Annotated in this window: 22 protein-coding genes; 4 read left to right on the forward strand and 18 right to left on the reverse strand. The window is 50.0% G+C overall.

The genetic code is table 11. From position 1 onward, the window contains the following. Window positions 1-57 precede the first annotated feature (57 nt). The 11 genes from parC to folK form a co-directional block, all read right to left on the reverse strand. Entirely contained in the window at window positions 58-2,319 is a 2,262-nt protein-coding gene (parC, locus tag ACN0IC_RS08265; RefSeq protein WP_416878301.1) for a DNA topoisomerase IV subunit A, read from the reverse strand. Between the two features lie 84 nt (window positions 2,320-2,403). Then, window positions 2,404-3,147, reverse strand: coding sequence for a DNA repair protein RecO (gene recO / locus ACN0IC_RS08270; RefSeq protein ID WP_416878302.1), 744 nt, complete (start codon window positions 3,145-3,147; stop codon window positions 2,404-2,406). A gap of 20 nt (window positions 3,148-3,167) precedes the next feature. Beyond that, window positions 3,168-4,130: a GTPase Era gene (gene era, locus ACN0IC_RS08275; protein ID WP_416878303.1), complete on the reverse strand. Its 963-nt coding sequence runs from the start codon at window positions 4,128-4,130 to the stop codon at window positions 3,168-3,170. After that, window positions 4,127-4,861 carry a ribonuclease III gene (gene rnc / locus ACN0IC_RS08280; protein ID WP_416878304.1) on the reverse strand — a complete coding sequence of 245 codons (735 nt, stop codon included), beginning with the start codon at window positions 4,859-4,861 and terminating at the stop codon, window positions 4,127-4,129. The genes era and rnc overlap by 4 nt, the downstream gene beginning before the upstream one ends. Further along, the gene (gene lepB, locus ACN0IC_RS08285) at window positions 4,858-5,604 is read right to left on the reverse strand and encodes a signal peptidase I (protein WP_416878305.1); all 747 of its coding nucleotides are present in this window, start codon (window positions 5,602-5,604) and stop codon (window positions 4,858-4,860) included. The genes rnc and lepB overlap by 4 nt, the downstream gene beginning before the upstream one ends. Before the next feature lie 8 nt (window positions 5,605-5,612). Next, the gene (gene acpS / locus ACN0IC_RS08290; protein ID WP_416878306.1) at window positions 5,613-6,014 is read right to left on the reverse strand and encodes a holo-ACP synthase; all 402 of its coding nucleotides are present in this window, start codon (window positions 6,012-6,014) and stop codon (window positions 5,613-5,615) included. Continuing rightward, the gene (locus tag ACN0IC_RS08295; RefSeq protein ID WP_416878307.1) at window positions 6,011-6,775 is read right to left on the reverse strand and encodes a pyridoxine 5'-phosphate synthase; all 765 of its coding nucleotides are present in this window, start codon (window positions 6,773-6,775) and stop codon (window positions 6,011-6,013) included. Before ACN0IC_RS08295 ends, acpS begins: the two co-directional genes overlap by 4 nt. Beyond that, window positions 6,772-7,356, reverse strand: coding sequence for an orotate phosphoribosyltransferase (gene pyrE, locus ACN0IC_RS08300; protein WP_416878308.1), 585 nt, complete (start codon window positions 7,354-7,356; stop codon window positions 6,772-6,774). The genes ACN0IC_RS08295 and pyrE overlap by 4 nt, the downstream gene beginning before the upstream one ends. Window positions 7,357-7,368: 12 nt before the next feature. Then, on the reverse strand, window positions 7,369-9,606 hold the full coding sequence (locus ACN0IC_RS08305; RefSeq protein WP_416878309.1) for a RelA/SpoT family protein: 2,238 nt from the start codon (window positions 9,604-9,606) through the stop codon (window positions 7,369-7,371). A 114-nt stretch (window positions 9,607-9,720) separates the two neighbouring features. Further along, on the reverse strand, window positions 9,721-10,095 hold the full coding sequence (gene rpoZ / locus ACN0IC_RS08310) for a DNA-directed RNA polymerase subunit omega (protein WP_416878310.1): 375 nt from the start codon (window positions 10,093-10,095) through the stop codon (window positions 9,721-9,723). 90 nt (window positions 10,096-10,185) lie between these two features. Next, a complete protein-coding gene (gene folK / locus ACN0IC_RS08315) occupies window positions 10,186-10,692 on the reverse strand; it encodes a 2-amino-4-hydroxy-6-hydroxymethyldihydropteridine diphosphokinase (protein WP_416878311.1) in 507 nt (168 codons plus the stop codon). A gap of 32 nt (window positions 10,693-10,724) precedes the next feature. Between folK and ACN0IC_RS08320 the strand changes: the two genes are divergently transcribed. Then, entirely contained in the window at window positions 10,725-11,300 is a 576-nt protein-coding gene (locus ACN0IC_RS08320; RefSeq protein WP_416878312.1) for an NYN domain-containing protein, read from the forward strand. Window positions 11,301-11,303: 3 nt separating this feature from the next. Then, the gene (locus ACN0IC_RS08325) at window positions 11,304-11,945 is read left to right on the forward strand and encodes a uracil-DNA glycosylase (protein ID WP_416878313.1); all 642 of its coding nucleotides are present in this window, start codon (window positions 11,304-11,306) and stop codon (window positions 11,943-11,945) included. Here ACN0IC_RS08325 and smpB read toward each other — a convergent pair. Further along, window positions 11,942-12,418, reverse strand: a complete 477-nt coding sequence (smpB, locus tag ACN0IC_RS08330) for an SsrA-binding protein SmpB (protein WP_416878314.1) — start codon at window positions 12,416-12,418, stop codon at window positions 11,942-11,944. The two genes, ACN0IC_RS08325 and smpB, sit on opposite strands and share 4 nt — an antisense overlap. A 21-nt stretch (window positions 12,419-12,439) precedes the next feature. Beyond that, window positions 12,440-13,315 (reverse strand): 4-hydroxy-tetrahydrodipicolinate synthase, encoded by an 876-nt coding sequence (gene dapA / locus ACN0IC_RS08335; protein WP_416878315.1) that lies wholly within the window; start codon window positions 13,313-13,315, stop codon window positions 12,440-12,442. Between the two features lie 66 nt (window positions 13,316-13,381). Here dapA and ACN0IC_RS08340 point away from each other — a divergent pair, with 66 nt between their 5' ends. After that, complete coding sequence (locus ACN0IC_RS08340) at window positions 13,382-15,478, forward strand: lytic transglycosylase domain-containing protein (RefSeq protein ID WP_416878316.1); 2,097 nt, start codon at window positions 13,382-13,384, stop codon at window positions 15,476-15,478. A 9-nt stretch (window positions 15,479-15,487) separates the two neighbouring features. Here the strand turns inward: ACN0IC_RS08340 and ACN0IC_RS08345 are convergent, their stop codons facing one another. Next, window positions 15,488-16,456, reverse strand: coding sequence for a threonine ammonia-lyase (locus ACN0IC_RS08345; protein ID WP_416878317.1), 969 nt, complete (start codon window positions 16,454-16,456; stop codon window positions 15,488-15,490). Between the two features lie 94 nt (window positions 16,457-16,550). Here ACN0IC_RS08345 and ACN0IC_RS08350 point away from each other — a divergent pair, with 94 nt between their 5' ends. Beyond that, entirely contained in the window at window positions 16,551-18,179 is a 1,629-nt protein-coding gene (locus tag ACN0IC_RS08350; protein WP_416878318.1) for a long-chain fatty acid--CoA ligase, read from the forward strand. On the opposite strand, the gene ACN0IC_RS08355 is transcribed toward ACN0IC_RS08350, so the two are convergent. The 4 genes from ACN0IC_RS08355 to kbl form a co-directional block, all read right to left on the reverse strand. Continuing rightward, on the reverse strand, window positions 18,176-19,423 hold the full coding sequence (locus tag ACN0IC_RS08355) for a multidrug effflux MFS transporter (protein ID WP_416878319.1): 1,248 nt from the start codon (window positions 19,421-19,423) through the stop codon (window positions 18,176-18,178). The two genes, ACN0IC_RS08350 and ACN0IC_RS08355, sit on opposite strands and share 4 nt — an antisense overlap. A gap of 87 nt (window positions 19,424-19,510) precedes the next feature. After that, window positions 19,511-20,131, reverse strand: coding sequence for a nitroreductase family protein (locus ACN0IC_RS08360; protein WP_416878395.1), 621 nt, complete (start codon window positions 20,129-20,131; stop codon window positions 19,511-19,513). A 50-nt stretch (window positions 20,132-20,181) separates the two neighbouring features. Then, window positions 20,182-21,216: an L-threonine 3-dehydrogenase gene (tdh, locus tag ACN0IC_RS08365; protein WP_416878396.1), complete on the reverse strand. Its 1,035-nt coding sequence runs from the start codon at window positions 21,214-21,216 to the stop codon at window positions 20,182-20,184. 23 nt (window positions 21,217-21,239) lie between these two features. Further along, window positions 21,240-22,442: a glycine C-acetyltransferase gene (gene kbl, locus ACN0IC_RS08370; protein ID WP_416878320.1), complete on the reverse strand. Its 1,203-nt coding sequence runs from the start codon at window positions 22,440-22,442 to the stop codon at window positions 21,240-21,242. Window positions 22,443-22,462: the final 20 nt, after the last annotated feature.

Genomic DNA, 22,462 nt, shown 5'->3' on the forward strand with positions numbered 1-22,462 from the left:
CAAGCAAAGAAAAAGCCCTGGTCAAACGGGGCTTTTTTTATACGCTATTTTCAAACCTTAGAGGTTTTTGTCAGGATCAAAAACACCTTTACGCGAGAAGCCTCTGGGAGCCATTCGCCCGGCCTGGGCCCGTTTGCCTTCGAGTAGTTCCCAGTCATTGACTTCAGTACGGCGTCCCGCGCTATCCAGGAAGAATAGACCCTCTTCGGGATCAAAAGTTGTGATGTCGGCCAAGCCCCCATCTTTATATTTCTGTAAACGGACGCCTTTACCGCGTGCCATCACCGGCAATTCTTCGACATCATAAGTCAGGATTTTCCGGTTCTCTCCAATGACCGCAATCTTCTCGCCTTTGACTTCAATACAGCGAACCGCTTCCGCGTCGCCCCTGACGTTAAGTGTTTTCCGGCCTGTACGGGTAGAGGCAACAATATCGGCTTCATTTACCCGGAATCCGTAGCCTTCTGAGCTGGCAACCAAAATTTCGCGATTTTCATCGTGAACAAACATACCCACAGGCACGTGATCATTTTCCAAATCCACCATCAAGCGAATAGGTTCGCCGTTGCCGCGCCCACCGGGAAGTTTATCCGCGCCTAAAGTGTAAAACTTACCGTTTGAGGCGAAGATAATAATTTTATCCGTTGTCTGCGCATTCAAACTAAAAGCCAGGCTGTCTCCGTCTTTGAATTTCAATGACGAGTCATCCTCCAAATGCCCTTTCATCGCGCGAATCCAGCCCATACTGGAGAGCACAACGGTAATGGGCTCTTTGGTAATGAAAGCCGTACTCAAATCGACATCTATATCCGGCTGATCTTCGAAATGCGTGCGGCGCGCTCCAATTTCTGTTTTCGGCCCGTAAATTTTTTTAAGCTCTTTGACCTGTTCGGAAATAGCCGCCCATTGTTTTGCATCAGACCCTAACAAAGCCTCCAATTCCGCCTTTTCTGACGCGAGCTTGTCATATTCCGTCTTGATCTCGATTTCCTGAAGCTTGTTCAGGGCGCGGAGCCGCATATTCAAAATCGCATCGGCCTGACGTTCCGTCAGGTTAAATGCGTTCATCAGCTCTTCTTTGGGCTTATCCTCAAACCGGATAATTCGAATAACCTCGTCAAGGTTCAGGAAGGCAATCATATACCCGTCCAGAACCTCCATGCGATCCTCGATCTTGCCGAGACGCTGCTGAGAACGGCGCTGAAGCACTTCACGGCGGTGATCCAACCAACTCTGAATGACTTCTTTCAGATCCATCACCCGCGGCGTTCGTGTCTTGTCGAGGACATTCATGTTCAGGCTGACACGGCTCTCCAATTCTGAAACCTTGAACAGGCTTTCCATCAATATTTTGGCATCGATATTCTTACTGCGCGGCTCTAAAATAATGCGCACATCTTCAGCGGATTCGTCCCGAACATCCGAAAGGCCAGAGGCCTTTTTTGACTCGATGACTTCTGCGAGTTTTTCAATAAGCCGGGATTTTTGAACCTGATAAGGAATCTCAGTCACCACAATCTGATAAGTTCCATGCCCGGTGTCCTCGACTTCCCAGCGGCACCGAACTTTAAAACTCCCTTTACCAGTTGTGTAAGCCTCCAGCATGGAGGACTTCGGCTCAACGATTATACCTCCTGTAGGAAGATCAGGGCCAAGGATATAATTCATCAGTGTTTCAATGCGAGCATTCGGCGTCTGAATAAGATGGAGGGCCGCATCACAAATTTCGGCCACATTATGGGGCGGAATAGATGTTGCCATACCGACCGCAATCCCTTGCGATCCATTCGCCAACAGGTTGGGAAAACCTGCCGGTAAAACTTGTGGCTCTGTGTCCTCTTCATTGTAAGTTGGCACAAAATCGACGGCATTTTCGTCAATGCCTTCAAGCAGGGCCAAGCCAGCCGGGGTCATTTTCGCTTCGGTGTAACGCATGGCGGCGGGACTATCGCCGTCAATATTGCCAAAGTTCCCCTGCCCGTTAACAAGCGGGTATCGCGCGGAAAAAGACTGGGAAAGTTTAACGAGCGCGTCGTAAATCGATTGATCTCCATGCGGGTGATATTGGCCCATCACATCCCCCACAATCCGCGCGCATTTCTTATGTGCGCCTTCAGGGTTCAGTTTAAGCTGCCGCATGGCATAGAGAATACGGCGATGGACAGGTTTCATCCCATCCCGCACGTCCGGCAGAGCGCGCTGCGTAATTGTAGAGAGCGCATAAGCCAGATAGCGCGAAGACAGCGCATCATCTATGTGTTCGCTGATAATCGCGGTCTCAGAAATTGTCTCGCCGTCGTCTATTGGTTTTTTAGCCATATGTCCTCAATCCCGAATCAGATTTAAGTTTAGCCGCGTGCGCTCGAGAGGCCACGCCTTTAAGCAGAATTCCTGTGGTTGAACTCAAGGATTATAAGACCGCGCAATATCTGCCGCTATCAGGCGCTCTATCAATTGATGACGCGCGTCGGGCAAAGTTCTATTCAAATTCCATTGCACACGTGTTTCCAGAAAATGTCCGGTCAATTTCAGACCATCCAGAATATCTTCCGGCGAGCTTCCGGCTTGCCCGCGAAGAAAAGGCGGCAAACGAAGAAGTTTATCCAGGTAAGGCTCCGCCGCACTTGCTGTCACGGCGCGCCCGGACCGCGGCGAAATATGGGTGAGATTGTCATTTCGGCCTGTCGCCGCGCATCGGTCAAAGTCGAGTCCGTATCCCAGAGCCGTAAGAAGTCCTGCCTCCCACCTTATATAAAGCGCGGGCCAAATATCTATGTCGTGCAGGTTAGCCAATACAATTTGAAAGACATCGAATATTGGCTCATGTGTTTCGCGTTCCGGCAACATTTCCCGGCACATAGCCGTCATGGCATTAAGACCTGTCAGAGAAAGTCTGTCATCCATCAGTTCTGCCGCACGAGAGTCTATACTTTCGACGGTATAATAACCTAACTGCTCAGACAGACGCCCACGCCATTCAACACGTACATGATTTCCAGGTTGCAAGACCGGTCTCATTCGGCGGCCTATTCCGCCGCGCACGAGGCCTTTATGGCGACCCTGCTCACGTGTGAAGACATCTATGATGGCAGAGGTTTCGCCATGTTTCTGAGTAGAAAGAATATAGCCTTCGGCCTGCCAATTCATATCTCAAACGCCCTCATAGATTAGACGTCAAATTCGAGCCCGCTCTCGGCGTATCGGGCTTTGTCGTCCTGCCAATTGTCACGCACTTTCACAAACAGGAAGAGATGAACCTTGCGACCCAACCATTCGCTCATATCCTTTCGAGCGGCGGCGCCAATATCTTTAATAGTGCGACCGCCTTTTCCGAGTACAATGGGCTTCTGGCTGTCCCGGCGAACATATATGACTTGGTCGACGCGTATGTCGCCTTTTTTAGTTTCCTTCCAGCTCTCCGTCTCGACCGTAGAGGCATAGGGCAGTTCATCGTGGAGACGCAGGAACAGTTTTTCTCTGGTGATCTCTGCGGCCATCAAGCGCATCGGAATATCAGCGGCCTGATCCGGTGAATATAAGTAGGGCCCAGACGGCATAGCGTCTGCGACAAGTGTTCCCAGCTTTTCGACGCCGTCCAAATTAAGGGCAGAAACCGGAATAATATCTTTGTAAACGCCCCGCTCCGCAAAAGATTGTATCAAGGGGAGAACTTCGTCATGCGGAATTTTGTCAATTTTGTTCAGAGCCAGGATAGCGTTGGACACTTCTCTCTTTTTCAGACCTTTGATAACCCGCTCACTGTCCTCACATGAGAGTCTATCTTGCCCGTCCCCTTCTCCCGCCTGACGCCGAAGCCAAGCCGGAGCGTCAATAACATGGACAATGACATTGGCGTCATTCATGCCGGTCCAGGCCGCATGCACCATGGATTTTGAAAGGCGGTCGGAATCCCGGGCTTCAAAAATGCCGGGCGTATCAATCATGACGGCCTGCGCAGTCTGGCCTTTCGACGTTTCGAGCATGGCAATGCCGCGAATTTGAAATCGGGTCGTTTGGACTTTATGCGTGACAATGGAGACTTTCTCACCGACCAAAGCATTGGTTAAAGTCGATTTCCCAGCGTTCGGAGCCCCGACTATGGCAGCAAATCCAGAGTATGTTTCACTCATATCGTTTTTTCTAGGGCTTTGAGAAGATAGCTTGCTGCTTCCCGCTCCGCCTCTTTTTTAGATGTCCCTTCCCCCAAAGCCTCGCCCAGCTCTTCAACTGTAACACGGATTGTAAAGGTGGGTTTGTGATCGGGACCAGATCGATCCACAACGGTATAATTCGGTACGTTCGGCCCCATAGAAAGCGCGAGTTCCTGAAGATTCGTTTTAGGGTCTTTGGTTGAGTCCTCAAGGACGGCTTCGATCTCCTCTTGCCAAAACCGATTATAGAAACTTTCAGCCCGTTCATATCCCCCATCAATATAAAGCGCTGCAATCAAAGCCTCGCAAGCATTGCCGAGAATCGAGACCTTCTCTCTGCCTCCCTGTTTTTCTTCACTCGGTGACATAAGCAGCGCTTCGCCCAGGCGAATATTTTGCGCAATCCGAGCACAGGTCTCCTTGCGAACAAGCGCATTGAGCCGCGTTGCCATAACGCCTTCTTGAGTTTTGGTTTTGTCGAACAAGACTTTCGCCGTCAGCAATCCCAAAACACGGTCACCCAAAAACTCAAGCCGTTCATTATCAACCCTTTTGCGGCGCCCATCTCCGTAGGATGAGTGAGTAAGCGCGCGCTGGATAAGGTCCGTATCTTGAAAATGGTAGTCAATCCGCTCGAACAGGGCGACGATACGCGGCGGGACTCTATCCGTTACATCCAAAGCAGATTCTTTCGTGGCAGGCGAACTCATTTGATCCTCTCAAAGAATCTATCTCCGCGCATATTGCCCCAAGTCCAAGGTTTATAAAGAACGAAGTCTTCTTCGACGGACAGGAGAACGATCTCTGCGCGGCCTATAATATTTGATGCGGGAACGATACCGGCCCCTCCGTTACGAACCGGAACGCGGCTGTCCCCCGAATTATCCCGATTGTCCCCCATCAAAAAGTAATGGCCTTCAGGGATGCGGTAAACAGTCGTCGTGTCGCTCGGGCTGTTTTTCTGGCTATCATAAATAGAGTGTGTGTTTCCGTTCGGAAAAGTTTCAGACCAGATCTCCGCCAGCACGTCTTGCCCGAATTGATCGGCAAACGTCTCTTCGCCTTGCTGGGTAAGCGAAACGGGTTGATCATTCAGAATAAGGCGTCCTTCCTGCATCTGAATAGTGTCACCCGGAAGGCCGACAAGACGCTTGATAAAATTCTTGTCATCCCCGTCCGGACGGAAAACAAGAACGTCTCCGCGGTCGGGGGCTCGCTCCAAGAAACGTCCTTCACTCACAGGAAAGGGAAACGGCGCGGCTGCATATCGCCCATACCCGACAGAGTATTTAGAGGTAATTATATAATCCCCCTTCATGAGGTTCGGTAACATGGAACCGGAAGGGATATGAAAAGGTTGGAAAAGAAATGTTCTTAGAACCAAAGCAATTGCCACGGCCCATATAATTGTAGACAGCGTTTCGCCGAGCTCTGATTTTTGTTTCTTTGCCATGCCCGCTCTTAGTCGTCCTTGACAGCTTCGACAATCGCAAATGCCTGTGCATAAGGCGGATCATCGCTCAGACTAATATGAAGGAGGCCATGGTGGCCCTCCGGAGTTCTCTCGCTTAACCTTGCCTGTGCCGTGCCGTGCAAGACGATCTCTGGGCGTCCTGACGGATGGTTGCGAACTTCCACATCTGTCCAGCTAAGCGCTCCTGTGTTATTTCCCGCCAAGGCTTTGGCAACGGCTTCTTTCGCCGCAAACCGCTTGGCATAGGCATTTTCGGGAACGGCTTTGGATTCGCAGTAAGCCTGCTCACCTTCAGTGAAGGTTTTAGCCTTAAACCTTTCGCCATATTTCTCAATGACTTGAGATATCCGTTTAATGTCACAAATATCTGTGCCAATCCCGATAATCACGCCGGCTGTCTCGCTTCATCAGTGATTTCGCGCATTCGCTTGATCGCGGCGTCCAGACCCATAAAGACCGCTTCGCCAATAATGAAATGTCCGATATTTAGCTCCACACATTCCGGAATTGCCGCCACAGGCGCAACATTTTCAAAGGTCAAACCATGGCCAAAATGAACTTCCAGGCCCAGGCTTTGGGCAAGTTTGGCACTTGCGCGAAAGTTTTCCAATAAACTTTCTGCTTGCTCTGCATTCCCATCATCCAGCGCATGGGCATAGGCGCCGGTGTGAAACTCAACGACTTTGGCATCGGTTTTTGCAGCCGCCTCAATATGTGATTTTCTCGCTTCGATAAAGAGAGAGACGCGAGACCCGTTCTGATTAAGCTTAGAAATGATCGGGGTGAGCGTATTGTGCATTCCGGCTACATCCAGACCTCCCTCGGTTGTGCGTTCCTCGCGCCGCTCGGGAACTATACAAACCGCGTGAGGCTTGAGCGCAAGGGCTATATCGAGCATTTCCTCTGTGGCCGCCATTTCCATATTAAGAGGAATATTTTCGCTTTTACAAAGCGCTTGAAGCCGCTCCATGTCCTCATCACGCATATGACGACGGTCTTCGCGTAGATGCGCTGTGATCCCGTCTGCTCCCGCTTGAATAGCTGCCCAGGCCCCTGCGACCGGATTTGGGTGCTCCCCCCCGCGCGCATTACGGATTGTCGCAATATGGTCAATATTGACGCCGAGACGTGGGAGTTTCTTTTCTTTCACGACAGGCCCCGACTCCCGGGCTTGATAGCTGGAATATTTTGTAACTCTGGCGGCAAATCATCCGGATCATAATCGGGGAATTTTCGGGCCGCTAGGCTAACAAGGGGAACGCCGATATCGGCTTCGCCATTCGAGCGATCAAAGATACAGGCCCCGGCAATAACTCTAGCCCCGGTTTTGTTCATCGCTGCAATACATTCCCGGGATGACAGGCCAGTGGTCACAATATCTTCAACCATGAGAACTTTTTGTCCGGGCTCTAATCTAAATCCGCGGCGCAACGTAAATTCACCATTTTCACGTTCGACAAAAAGGGATTCCAGCTCCATATGACGGGCCGTCTCATAGCCAGGGATGACTCCGCCCATGGCAGGTGCCACAATAATGTCCGGCTGCTCATCCAATTCCGACTGAACCTTCTCCGCTAGGGCCCTGCAAAGTTTCTCCGTCAATTTCGGGTTTTTGAAAATCAGAGCTTTCTGCAAAAAGACTGAACTGCGTCGCCCGGAGGACAGAATAAAATGCCCTTCCAAAAGCGCGCCAGCCTCGCGAAAGACCTCCAATACATCGTCTGTCGTCATATACTTCATCCGTTATTTAGTCGTCACAGTTTCGCCTCGGACCCGCTCGGCCGAGATGACATAGGCGCTTGCGCGTAGAGCAGCAATAATTTGCACGAGATGTCGATTATCCCGCACTTCGACATCCATCACCATATCGAAAAAAATGGGACTGCGTTTTACGGTTTTAATATTGACGAGGTTGCCTTCGGATTCGCCAATTATTTTAGTGAGGTCCGCCAGCGCCCCCGGAACGTGTTCGACCGTTACTGTCAAACGCCCTGTCGCTGAGGACTGATCAGCACTTCGGCGCCACCCCAAGTCAAGCCAGTCTTCAGGATCAACATCTGTCGAGGACAAAGTCTCGCAATCAATCGTGTGTATCTTGATGCCGCCCTTATCATCATCCGTATTCTGCAAACCAATAATACGATCACCCGGAATAGGAGAGCAGCATCCAGAAAGATGAAGACTTACCCCTTCGCGCAAACCGTCACCCTTAACATATAAGCGGGCTGTTGAGTCCTGAATGACTTCTCGCCTCAACTGAATTGGTTTTGTGGGCTCTTTTTTCCGTGCGGGAAATACCAGCTCCATAAATGCTGTTAGAGAGAGCTTCCCTCGTCCCAAATCTTCAAAAAAGTCCTCGACACTCTCCGCATTGGAGCGCTTAACGGCATCACGCATTAAGGCGTCTGAGAACGTCAGTCCTTCTCGAGCAAAGGCATGTTTGGCCAAAAGCTCACCTGTTCGGGCAAACTCTTCCGCCTCGCCCGTGCGAGTCAGGCGCCTCAGCGCGGAACGGGCTTTCCCTGTCACGACCAGATTTTCCCATCCGTCTAGCGCTTCCGCCTCTCCGCCCCGAATAATTTTAACAACATCTCCGTTTTTCAAAACTTTACGCAAGGGATGTTTCTGGCCATTTACCAATGCCCCGATACAAGTATCGCCTACTTTGGTATGAACGGCATAAGCAAAGTCCAAAGGCATGGCCCCTCTGGGTAGAGCGATCAAATCTCCCTTGGGCGTGAAGGTAAAAACCTGATCCGTGAACATTTCAAGCTTGGCATGTTCTAAAAATTCATCGGCGTCACCGCTCTGCTCCATCATCTCCACGAGAGGACGGATGCGTTTCAGCGGATCACCGCCGCTTTCCAACGCCCGATCCGGATCATAAGCATAGCTGTCATTCTTATAGGCCCAATGCGCCGCCACGCCGCGTTCAGCCACGTCTTCCATCCGTTCGGTCCGGATCTGTAATTCAACCCGACGATTGTCGGGGGTTCTTATCGTGGTGTGAAGAGACTGATATCCATTGGGTTTCGGGACAGAGATAAAATCCCGGAAACGCTCCGGAACGGCGCGGTAAACAGAGTGCAAAAGTCCAAGAGCCTGATAGCATACATCCCGGTTTTGAACGATGATACGAAAAGCATAAATATCCGCGACATCCTCAAAACTGATATTCTGTCGCTGTAGTTTTCGCCAGATGGCATAAGCGCGTTTTTCGCGGCCATAAATTCTTGCTTTGATACCGGCCTTGTCAAAGTGTGTCCGTAAAGCCGTTGATATCTCCGAAATAGCCTCACCTTGTGTTTCCCGCCAATCAATCAATCGACGCTCAATGGACTCAAATGCAGAGGTATTGATGTAACGAAAGGACAAATCCTCAAGCTCTGCACAAACCCTATCCATACCGACCCGACGCGCTAAAGGGGCATATATATCAAGAGTTTCCGTTGCTATCCTCTTGCGGGATTCGGGCTTGGGATGGTGCTGCAATGTCCGCATATTATGAAGACGGTCACAAAGCTTGACCAATAGAACACGCACATCTTTACTAATAGCGAGAACAAATTTCTGAAAGTTTTCAGCCTGAGCCCGCTCACGGGTCGCATTCGGAATGCTAAGTTGACCAAGCTTTGTAACGCCGTCGACGAGTTCAGCGATCTCCGGCGTAAACTCCTTTGCCAATTGTTCAAAAGTCGTATCGGTATCTTCAAGAACGTCATGAAGCAGCGCCGTGCAAACGGTCGCAACATCCAGATGCAAATCCGCTAAAATTCCTGCGACTTCAATAGGGTGAGCATAATAGGGATCACCCGAATGCCGTTTCTGGTCCCCATGCGCCTTGATAGAGAAAACATAAGCCTTGTTCAAAAGCGCTTCATTCGCCGTGGGGTCATATTTGCGAACACGTTCAACCAGCTCGAATTGACGAAGAAATCGAGGCCCTGGGGCTTTCGTGGCCGTTGCAGTATCCAAGCTCACAGAATTCACTCTTTTTATATAAGCGCTTAGGCAAACCTATCAAATGATTTGCACGGTAAATATAAAAAAAGCCGCCCTGAAGGACGGCCTTATAATTATAATATTTTAATTTCCCTAAAAACGGGATGAACTGTCATTGTCGCGGTCACCCTGTAGAGCGCGAAGAAGATCGGCCTCATCCATTTCTGTTGGAGCGGCGCTATCCTCATGACCGATTGCGAGAACCGGTGTGTCTTCTTCTTCATCCGGAAGGTCATCATCAAAAATAACCCGCTGAAGACCTGTTACAAGGCTTTCGCGCAAGTCATCCAGATCCAGAGTTTCTTCGGCCAATTCACGTAAAGCGACAACAGGCGTTTTATCATTATCACGATCAACAGTCAGCGAGGAGCCCGCTGCGATGTTACGGGAACGATGGGAGGCGAGAAGGACCAGATCAAAACGATTCGGAACTTTTTCAACACAATCTTCAACGGTAACGCGAGCCATAGGGCATCCTGTAAATTTTTGCGGACAGCATTGCCGCCCAAATTTGAAATTAAGTTGCGTCTATACTGTTTGCCCTGCTTGAATGCAAGATCAAGAATTCAGCCAGTCTCGTTTAATCACAGCATGATCGAGTACATCTTTTAAGGGTAATTCTGCCAATAATTCCAGAGCAGACTTATCCCACTCAGGATGCTCCCACGCGGCTTCTATTTCCAACAACGGCAAAAGAACAAACGCCCTCTGGTGCGAACGGGGGTGAGGCAGAATTGGATTTGCGGTTCTCACCTGCCCTGCGTAATCAATGATATCTAAATCAAGTGATCGAGGCGCGTTCAGGATCAGCCGCTCTCGGCCAAACTGAGCTTCTAGTGTGTGCAGCCACCGCAATAGCTCTACCGCGTCTAATGACGTGGACACTTTCAACGCCGCATTCACATAATCCGGATGTCCCAAACCTGCTGGCCAAGCCGGGCTATGCCACAGTGAAGAAGCGGCTAGTATATCGATCTTATTTGCGCTCATTTCGGCCACCGCCTGACGGAAGGTGGTTTCGGGATTGGACAAATTGGCCCCTAAGGCGATATAAGCGACATTCATTTTTTTATTCATTTTATTAATTGAGCACATTTATGGCCTTTTACCCAGACGAACGCATAGCCATGTTCATCGACGGATCAAACCTTTATTCCTCGGGAAAAACTCTGGATTTTGATATAGATTATAAAAAACTCTTAGACCTATTTAAAAACAAAGGGCGCCTTATACAGGCCAAATATTATACCGCTCTTCTGGATCATGAAGATTATTCGCCCATCCGCCCCTTAATAGACTGGCTCGATTACAATGGCTTTCATGTCATAACAAAACCCGCCAAGAGCTATACGGACAGAGATGGACGCAACCGCGTCAAAGGGAATATGGATATCGAAATGACGATTGATATGCTGCAGATTGCGCCGCATGTCGATCATATCCTCTTATTCACGGGCGACGGAGACTTCAAAGCCGTTGTTGAAGCCGTTCAGGCTAAAGGCGTCAGAGTAAGCGTTATCTCAACGCTGAAATCACGACCCGCCATGCTGGCTGATGAACTACGTCGTCAGGCGAATGACTTTATTGAACTTGCCGATATGGGAAAAATAATTGGTCGTCCAAAACGGGACTATTCGTCTTCTGAAAATGAAGATGAATATGAGGACCTATAGCTCGTGAGCCTTCGTTCAGAGCCGGATTATAACTGCGCTCGCTGCCCGCGGCTGCGCGCCTTTATTCTTGAAAATCGTGAAAAATATCCGGATTTTTTCAATGGACCGGTGCCTAGTTTTGGCGATCCGGATGCAGAATGTCTCATCATAGGCTTGGCCCCGGGACTTAAAGGCGCCAATGCCACAGGACGCCCTTTTACAGGGGATTACGCGGGTGACTTGCTTTATAAAGCCATTGGAGAGTTTGGGTTTTCAAACGGGAAATATAACGGCCATGCGAAGGATGGATTAGTTCTACACCGCACCATGATTACCAATGCCGTGCGATGTGTGCCTCCGCAAAACAAACCTGTAGGCCAGGAAATCAATACCTGCCGGGATTACCTTCTGGGCCAAATGTCTGAGCTTCCTAAACTCAAAGCTCTGCTTTGCCTGGGTAAAATCTCTCATGACAGTACAATTAGAAGCCTTGGGTTAAAGCTTAAAGATTACCCGTTTGGTCACAATGTGGCCTATGATATTGGGGACGGCCGAAGGCTTTTCTCAAGTTATCATTGCTCTCGCTATAATACGAACACCAAGCGTTTGACTGAAGAAATGTTTTTCGACGTTTTCAGGGAAATCAAAACGTTTTTGGACAATTAGCCATTTTCCCGCATCAAACGGGCTTTTTGTCTTTGCCAGTCACGCTTTTTCTGAGTTTCGCGTTTATCATGAGTTTGTTTACCTGTCGCGATTCCGATTAGAAGCTTTGCTATGCCGGCCTTGTTAAAATACAGCTTTAACGGGACGATAGTTCGTCCCTTTCGTTGAGTTTCGCCTAACAAAACATTGATCTGCTTGCGCTTTAAGAGAAGTTTCCGAGGACGCGTAGGGGCATGATTGAACTGACTGGCTGGGGCATAAATCGGGATATTTGCGTTTATCAGCCAAGCCTCATCACCTTCGACACTTACATAGGCTTCCGCAATATTGGCGCGGCCTTCGCGCAGCGCTTTAACCTCTGTACCGAGCAGTTGAATGCCCGCCTCCATATTATCCTCAACGGCATATTCATACCGAGCACGGCGATTATCCGCGACGAGGGTTTTAGGAGCATTATCTTTGGCTTTGGCCATAAATCAGTCAAATATTTTCTGTTAAAGCGATATGCCAGCGCGTTCCATTGCGGCTTCTACCGCACGTTGTGTCGCGTCTGTACAGGGCACAATGGGCAGGCGAACGGTCGGTTCCATTTTGCCCATCAAGGAAAGCGCGTATTTAGCAGGCGCCGGGCTTGGGCATAGAAATAAGTCTTTGTGCAGGCGATCCAACTTCGCATTCAGGGATTTTGCCTTAACAAAATCTCCGCTCAATAGCGCTTCATGCATATCGGAATAGGCCTTCGGAGCGATATTGGACCCGACCGAAATGGCCCCTTTTCCGCCGTGAGCGGAATGGCCGAGAGAGCTTGGATCATCACCCGAAAGCTGAATGAAATCTTCTCCGCAGCGGTCAATCAATCCTTGAACGCGTCCAACATCGCCAGTCGCGTCCTTGCAGCCGATAACGGTAGGTAGTTTTGAAAGCCGGCCCATAGTCTCATTTGTTATATCCACAACACTTCGGCCCGGGATATTATAAACGACAATCGGTACATCAACAGATTCCGATATCGCTTTGAAATGCTGATAAATACCTTCCTGATTGGGTTTGTTATAATAAGGGGTAACGACAAGGATAGCATCCGCACCCTCTTCCTTGGCGTGACGGGCATAGGCTTTGGAGACAGCCGTTTCATTTGACCCGGCCCCGGCAATTACGGGGACACGTCCTGCGGCCGCCTCGACACAAAGGGCGATAACCCGGCGGTGTTCAGCGTCGGTCAAAGTGGCTGACTCACCTGTTGTTCCGCATGGGACAAGGCCATGTGTACCATTTTTTATTTGCCAATCGATGAAACTCTGGAACGATTTCTCATCGACGCGGTTGTCTTTAAACGGTGTTACAAGGGCTGTTATCGAACCTTTTATCATTTTGCTCTTTCATGTAGCTATTCGAATCAATGGGGTTCGAATTTTTTAAGGATTTACAGACGGATAATGCTCAAACGTCATAACTTTCTTTCATCCTACCAAGCAAGCCCCGCTTTGCCAAACTCTGTAAAATCATTCTGCCGAAAGAATGTTCTTTCCGCGACAATAATCGGACTTTTAGCTCTCACAGGAGCCCAAACCGCTTTCGCCGCTCCGGATGTAGAGCCTCGCATCAAACCAACAGCGCCGGCGCTTTCAAATTTCCTTTCCGACCAGGAGGCCCTGAGTCTGCGTAAGGCTATCAGCGCCGCCAATCGTGATGACTGGCTGGAGTTCGAGCTTTATAAACGCGGTATCGAGGATAAAACCGCTCAAAATCTCCTAACTTGGGTTCGGGCGACCCAAGACCGGAACGCTCCCTTCGAAACACTGACGGAAGCCGCGCAGGAGCTTTCTGACTGGCCCCGTCAAATCACCATCCGGGCTCGTGCTGAATCAGAGATGTTTGACACCCCTCTTTCGCCAAAAGACGCGATTGACTGGTTTGAAGGCGAAGCTCCCGTCTCCGGAGAAGGACGCGCTGCGTTAGCCCGAGCACATTACGCGCGCGGTAACGACGAAACCGCTGATATGTGGCTCCGCTCCGCTTGGCGAGACGCCAAACTCACGCGTTCCAGACAACAGGAATTATTTTCGGAATTTCGAACCAAGCTTACGCCCGAAGATCATGCACGCCGCGCCGACCATCTTATCTGGAATGGCCGTTGGTATCTGGATAGCGCCCAAGCGCTTCTGCCTTTTATGGATCGGGATGAACGCAAGCTAATGGACGCCCGAATAAGGGTTGCAGCAGACCGTGCTGGCATGGACGCCGCTATTGCTTCTGTTCCCTCGAATTATCAATCCGATTCGGGGCTTTTATATGAACGGGCGAAATGGCGTCGACGGAAACGCTCCAAGGATTACGCCCTTCCCCTGCTCCAGGAAATTCCCGGCGCACCGATAAATGACGAAGGAAAAGCTTCTATCTGGCGCGAAAGACAGATAATGGCATACTGGTTGATTAGTGAGAAACGCTTTCCCGAAGCCTATGATATCGTATTGGGTCACGGTTTTGAAGACGGAGCTGATTTTGCGGAAGCCGAGTTTCTAGCTGGATGGCTGGCTTTAAGAAAATTAGGCAATGCCGAACAGGCGCAAATTCATTTTCGCAAACTCGCTGAGGCGGTCTCCACCCCGATTTCTCTAGCTAGAGGGTATTATTGGCTAGGCCGCGCTCAAACAGGCGCAGAGGCCGACATAAGTTTTTTTGAGGCCGCAAAACACCCGAATACGTTTTATGGTCAATTAGCCGCTCTGGAAATAGGGAACGGCACTGCTACGCTGAATTTACCCCCAGAACCACCTTCCCAGTCTGAGCTCGACTCTTTGAAAAAGGACGAACGGGTCAAAGCCATGCAGCTATTGGGGGAAATCGGAGAGGAGCGGCTTTTTTCGCAAATTGCTTTTCACCTCGACGATAGTTTAGAAACCTTACCTGAGCTTTCCGCCCTAGCCACCATTTCAAAAAATTATGGGTATATGCGCCCGTCTCTGAGAGCGGCTAAGCAGGCTTCTCGTTTTCAAACGATGCTAACGGAGTCTGGCTATCCGAGAGTTCCGATTATTGAAGCTTTGCCAAGTCAATTTGAAACAGCCTTTGTCTATGCGATTGCGCGGCAGGAAACAGAATTTGAAACAAACGCCATAAGCTCCGCGCAGGCTTACGGACTGATGCAGATGATCGATTCAACAGCGCGTTACACGGCCCGTAAACACAACGTTCCCTACAGCCAGACGAGACTTCTGAGTGACGCTGAATACTCCGCGCAGCTTGGGGCTTATCACCTCAATGATCTGCTGGAGCGTTGGGACGGTTCCTACATTCTAGCAGCCGTTTCTTATAACGCTGGGCCTCATCGCGCCAAGCAGTGGATAGAAACCTATGGCGACCCCCGATCAGGAGAAATCGATCCTATAGACTGGATTGAATCTACGCCATTTTCCGAAACCCGCAACTATGTCCAACGGGTTCTGGAAAACATGCAGGTTTATCGCGCCCGCCTCAACGGCAATAGCTCGCCGCTCTATCTCGAACGTGATTTACGCCAAGGTCAGCGATAGAATATAAGCTTAGATAGCTAGAGCGCGATTTAACACCGCATCATCCACATTTCCGCCTGAGCCGATTGCCACAACTTTCTCGCCAGAGTTAAAAGGTTTGTACCGTAAGAGCGAGGCAATCGCTACGGCCCCGCCCGGCTCCAAGGTCAAATCCAGTTCACGTTTGACGATTGCCATGGCGCGCAAGCAGTCTTCGTCACTCACCGTAAACACACCCGATAGCGATTTTGAATTTATGGCCCAGGTCAGCTCACCCGGCTGCGGGGTCATCAATGCGTCGCATAGCGTTGCGGGAGGAGAAGACAGACTGACTCTCTCCCCGGCCTCAAGGGACATCTGATGATCATTGTAATTTTCGGGCTCAGCGCCGTAGATTTTCGCCTTTGGGCAAAGCTCACCAATCGCCAAGCTTATCCCCGCGCACATACCCCCTCCGCCCATGCAGACGATTATTGCGTTTAGATCCGGGCATTGCTTTGCCACTTCGATACCTATGCTTCCCTGCCCGGAAATAATATAAGGGTCATCGAAAGACGGCACGATAGCGCGCCCTGTTACACGCGAAATCTCTTCAGCAATTTTTTCACGGCTCTCTGTCAATCTGTCATAAAAACGAATTTCCGCGCCATATGAGAGCACTGTTTCAACTTTTACCTTTGGGGCGTCCTTAGGCATGACAATCAAGGCTGGAATGCTTAGCTCCTTTGCCGAAATCGCTACTCCAATGGCGTGATTGCCTGAAGAAAAGGCCACGACGCCCAACCGCGCCTCTTCAGCCGATAGTTGCGATAGGCGGTTACGTGCGCCGCGATACTTAAATGCACCGCCTTTTTGCTTGGCCTCGGCCTTTAAAAAAACTTGGCACCCGCAAAGTTTACTAATTTTATCGGATTGCAGCAGGGGGGTCTCAACGGCGTGAGAACTCAATCGCTTTGATGCCGCGAGGACATCTTCAAATTTGGGCACTAGGCTATTCATAAATTAATCTCCTCAGACGCGCTAGGCCATTGACGGTAGTTGATACGCGTGGAAAGAAAAGTCTAAACGTACAATATGTAAAATGGGGATAATTATGCACGGCTTGATGATGAAGCATGATTTGATGATCAGTGATCTGATCGAACATGCAGCCACAGTTCATAAGAACCGCGAAATCTACACTCTCAATACGGATATGACGGAGCATACCTATAATTGGGGAGAATGCGCCGTTCGCGTCCGAAAACTCGCCAATGCCTTACTCGAGGCAGGCGTCAAAAAAGGCGACCGTGTTGCCACAATTGCTTGGAATAATTATCGCCATATCGAAGTCTATTACGCTGTTTCCTCGATTGGCGCGATCGTTCACACGATCAATCCTCGTCTGAAGCCGAAGCAAATCGCCTGGATGGTCAATCATGCTGAGGACAGCATGCTGATGTTCGACACTACATTTGGCCCAATTGTGGACGGCGTTTCGGCGATGTGCCCGACAGTTAAAAAATGGATTTGCCTCACTGACAAAGAGAATATGCCGGACTACAAAACCGAAGTCGAAGACTATGAGAGCTTCATTGCAGAGGCGTCTGAAACCATAGAATGGGAGCAGTTTGACGAGAACACGGCTTGCACGCTTTGTTACACTTCGGGCACAACAGGGGACCCCAAAGGCGTCCTTTATTCTCACCGCTCAACTATTCTCCATGCCATGGCGGGGTGTTTCCAAGACGTTATTGGCGGCGGCTCCTTAGATACAATTTTGGGCGTTGTGCCTATGTTCCACGTCTCTGCCTGGGGTCTGGTTTACTCCGCGGCAATGGTCGGCGCAAAACTTGTCATGCCGGGTCCCGGACTTGACGGCGCCAATCTCTGTAAAATGATCAATCAGGAAGGCGTAACCCTCATGGCGGGCGTTCCGACTGTTTGGCTGGGGATTTACAACCATGCCAAGGAAAACAACATTGAGCTTAAGACAGTCAAAAAGGCCTTGGTCGGTGGTTCCGCTTTGCCCGAAAGCTTGTTGCGTGCTTATGAATTGGACTTAGGCATTCCGATGCAACAGGGCTGGGGTATGACCGAAACTTCTCCTCTGGGAACAACTTACTCGCCTTACCCGGGAACAGAGAATGACGATTATGAAGATCAGGTGGCCCATAAACTTATGGCTGGCCGCCGTATATTCGGCGTAGATATGCGTATAGTCGATGATGAAGGAAATGTTTTACCGCAAGACGGCGAAGCCGAAGGTCACCTGCATGTGCGCGGTCCCTGGATCGCCAGTGGCTATTTCAAAGGCGCTGGAGCAGAAAATTTCACGGAAGATGGTTGGTTCCGCACAGGCGATGTCGGGGTATTACATCCCAAAGGCTATATGGAAATTACGGACCGGTCTAAAGATGTCATCAAATCCGGTGGTGAATGGGTCAGCTCTATAGAAGTCGAAAATGCGGCCTCAGACCATCCTGATGTGGCTATGGCAGCCTGCATTGGGCTGCATCATCCAAAGTGGCAGGAGCGCCCTTTCCTTGTGGTTCAGCCTGTTCCTGGCAAAACCCCTGATAAGGATGAGATTAAAGCCTGTATTGAACGCAAGTGCGCCAAATGGTGGATGCCCGATGCGATTGTTTTCGTAGAGGCCCTGCCTCTCGGCGCAACTGGTAAAATTCTTAAACGGGAATTAAAAGAGGAATATAAAGACTTCGATTTGGAAGGGGCCGCTTAGGCCTCTTTCCCCTCCCCGACGCCGAAGAGTTTTCCTTTCTCAGTGAAGAGAATGACGCTCAAACTGATAAGCCCTAAAAGCACATAGGCGATCAGGAGAGGACGTACGGTCCCGTCGAAAACTCGGGCAACGATAATGCCTAACAGGCTCGATAAAGTCATGGTGATAAAGCCGTAAACCGCATTTGCGGTTCCGGCAATTTTACCCATAGGTTCGAGCGCCAATGACGTGAAATTTGCTCCCATCATTCCAAAACAAGCGAATGTCATCGCAAACAAGATATAAAACACCCAGAAGTCTTGGCCTACAAACTGCATCCACAATAAATTTACCAGAGACAAGGCGATAAAAACGAGAACGACGGCATGGCTGATACGCCTCATGCCCCATTTGTCCACGACACGGCTATTGCTGTAATTCATGACCGCCAATACCCCCGCGATGCCGGCAAACCATATCCAAAACCTATCGCCGCGCCCAAAGACGTCATCAAAGACCTGCTCAGACGCGCCAATGAAGGAAAATAGGCATCCAAAGATAACGCCGCTTGCTATCATATATCCGAAACTAACACGGTTTGTCAGCACGGCATGAAAGGCTTCTCTAATGCTTTTCAGACTGAATGGACGGCGATCCTCGTCGGGCAAAGTTTGAGGGAGACGAAATTGCGTCCATATAAAGACCAAAAATGAAAACGCGCCCAGGACGCCAAATATCCATTCCCATGGAGCCACCGTCATGACGAGCGTCCCTAAAGCCGGGGCAATAATCGGCACTATCATAAAGACCGTATAAACGAGAGACATAATGCGAGCCATGGCGCGTCCCGCAGACAGGTCACGAATGACCGCCCCTGCCGCGACCCGCGTCCCGGCACAGGTTATCCCCTGAATAAATCGGAATGCCAGAAGCCAGTAAAAACTAGGCGCAATCATGCACATGAAAGACGTCAGGAAATAGCCAATTAAAGAGACCTGTAATAAGACTTTCCGCCCAAAACGATCAGAAATGGGCCCGAAAACAAGTTGCGGAAATCCAAACCCTAAAATGAAAGCAAAGACGATGAGCTGTTGGTCATTTGGATTGGCAATTTGAAGTTCTTCGCCAATGAGAGACAGGGCAGGCAGCATCACATCAATGCCAAGCGCCTGAAGTCCGAATACCGCTGCCATCATTGCCACAAACTCCCAAAGAGGAATTGGCAATTTCATGCTATCGCGTTTTACGGGTTTCGTCTGTGTCATTTCGGGCCTATGCGCCGCTCATCTTCATTACGCAAGTCGCGAATTTGCAGGTCTAGAATGCGTTAAATCATAACGCCTAGCTTTATCTCACTCTATAAAAGTTGAAATATCCTCAAGTCCTTTTTTTATCAAAGCATGCTTCGGAACAGTAGCGCTCTTTGCCGGATGGCCCACAACCATCAAAACGAAAGGTTTCTCATTGTCCGGCCGGCCGCAAATGTCTCTAAGAAAACCCATCGGGGCGGGCGTATGCGTGAGAGTTCCGAGGCCCGCAGAGTGCAATGCTGTAATAAGTAGTCCGGTGGCGAGCCCAACAGATTCCGTGACGTAATAATTTTTCTTATCCTGACCAACAACCTCACCGCCTCGGCGTTGAGCAAAGACCGCAATCAACCACGGCGCGGTTTCGAGAAAAGGCTTACTCTCATTTGTCCCTAGAGGAGCTAATGCATGTAGCCATTCTTCAGATGCGCGGCCCCCATAAAATTCCGCTTCTTCGGTTTCGGCTGCGATACGAATTTTACGTTTCATTTCAGGATTGGAAATCGCCACGAAGTGCCAGGGTTGGTGATTGGCTCCGCTCGGAGCTGTTCCAGCGGCTTTAATGCAGGTTTCTATAATATCTTTCGAGACAGGTTTGTCGGAGAAATCCCGTATAGTTCGGCGTGTTTTAAGACGGTTCAGGACAGCTTCTGCGCGTTGCTGCATCTGCTCTTCGGTGAGTTCCTGATAGCCTTCTAACAGCACATGTTCCTCGGTCACACTTGCGTCCAATCCAGAATGACCTTTCCTGATTTACCCGTTTCCATAAGGTCAAAGGCCTTTTGAAACTCTGTCGCCGCAAAACGGTGGGTAATGAGCGGGCTCATATCCAGGCCGCCATCAATCAAAGCCAGCATTTTATACCAAGTCTCGTACATTTGGCGTCCATATATGCCGCGTAAAGTCAGCGCTTTTCCAACAATTTTACCGAAGTCCACAGGGTAAGGCTTGGCCGGAATACCGAGCATGGCGATGTTACCGCCCATCAACATGCAGTCCAGCATTTGGTTGAAGGCAGGCTCCGCGCCGCTCATTTCCAGCCCTACGTCAAACCCTTCATCCAGGCCGATTTCGTCCATGACCTTTTTCAGATCTTCATTCATTGTGTTGACCATGCGCGTCCGGGTCGTGAGCGTTTTGGCAAAGTCCAAACGCCAGTCATTAATATCTGTCAGAACAATTCGCCGCGCCCCTGCGCGTTCGGCCACAGCCGCTGCCATAATGCCGATAGGCCCAGCGCCCGTAATCAGAACGTCCTCACCGACGAGATCAAACGCCAGAGTCGTATGCACCGCATTGCCGAGCGGGTCGAGAATGGAGGCAATCTCCAGGGGAAAATCCTTACCCAAAGGGATAACGTTAAATTCAGGGAGCGCCAGATATTCGGCAAACGCGCCGGGCAAATTCACGCCTATGCCTTTCGTGTCCGGATCGAGGTGAAACCGCCCTGCCCGTGCATTCCGGGATTTCCGGCCTACCACATGGCCTTCTCCGCTGACGCGATCTCCGACTTTAACGCGGGTAACAGTCGAACCGACAGCCACGACATGTCCCCCATATTCATGCCCCACCACAAGCGGAACAGGCACATTTTTCTGCGCCCACTCATCCCATTGATAGATATGCATATCCGTACCGCAAATGGCCGTGCGCTCGATTTTGATTAGCACTTCATTTGGTGTGATATCCGGCACAGGCACCTCTTCCATCCAGAGGCCTTTTTCAGACTTGGCTTTGACAAGGGCCTTCATGGTTTTTGGAAGGGTCTTAGCCATTAAATCACTCCTAGCTCTTTGCCGACCTTGGTAAAGGCAGCAATGGTGCGGTCAATTTGTTCTGATGTATGAGCGGCGCTCATCTGCGTTCTAATCCGGGCTTGCCCTTTCGGAACAACCGGGAAGAAAAAACCGATAACGTAAATGCCTTCATCCAAGAGTTTTGCCGCCATTTCCTGTGCAATATTAGCATCCCCTAACATGACAGGAATAATCGGGTGTTCTCCCTCTGGGAGGGTGAACCCTGCCTCTGTCATACCTTTCCGGAATTGCTCTGAATTGGTTTTAAGCTGTTTCCGAAGGTTATCGCCCTGTTTTGCCAACTCAATCGCTTTCAGACTCGCCCCGACGAGACCAGGGGCCAGAGAATTAGAAAACAGGTAAGGCCGCGAGCGTTGGCGCAGCATATCAATTACGGATTGTTTTGCGCAGGTAAATCCGCCCATCGCGCCGCCAAGCGCTTTGCCGAGTGTGCCTGTAAGGATATCGATACCGCCTTCGACACCGCGAAATTCGGCTGAACCGCGGCCATTCTCGCCTAGGAATCCTGTGGCGTGACAATCATCAACCATGAGCAGAGCGCCAAATTCTTTTTTAAGCGCAACGATCTCGTCCAGCTTGGCAATCGTGCCGTCCATAGAAAAGACTCCATCGGTCGCGATCAAAATATTTCGGGCGCCATCGGCTTTCGCAGCTTCGAGTTTTTCACGAAGATCCGCCATATCAGACGTCTTGAAGCGATACCGCATAGCTTTGCAAAGACGTATGCCATCGATAATCGAAGCGTGATTGAGCGTATCGGAAATAATGGCGTCATCAGGGCCTAGCAAAGGCTCGAACAGACCTCCATTGGCATCAAAACAAGCCGCGTAAAGTATGCTGTCTTCAAACCCCAGCCAGTCTGCGATAGATTTCTCAAGCTCACGGTGCTGAGCTTGCGTCCCGCAAATAAAACGCACGGAGGCCATACCGAAACCATGTTCTTTCGTTGCATCCTGAGACGCTTTGATCAAATCGGGATGGTTGGCGAGGCCAAGATAATTATTGGCGCAAAAGTTCAAAACTTCTTTCTCTTTCCCGTCCTGGGTAATATCGATGTCAGAGGACTGATCACTCGTAATCAAGCGCTCGCTTTTCCAAAGCCCCTCCTCTTTGATAGACTTCAGTTCTTTATCTAAATCGGCGTAAAAACTATCTGACATGTACTACCTCAAACCATTGA

Source organism: Litorimonas sp. (assembly GCA_029936425.1).
Taxonomy (GTDB): domain Bacteria; phylum Pseudomonadota; class Alphaproteobacteria; order Caulobacterales; family Maricaulaceae; genus Litorimonas.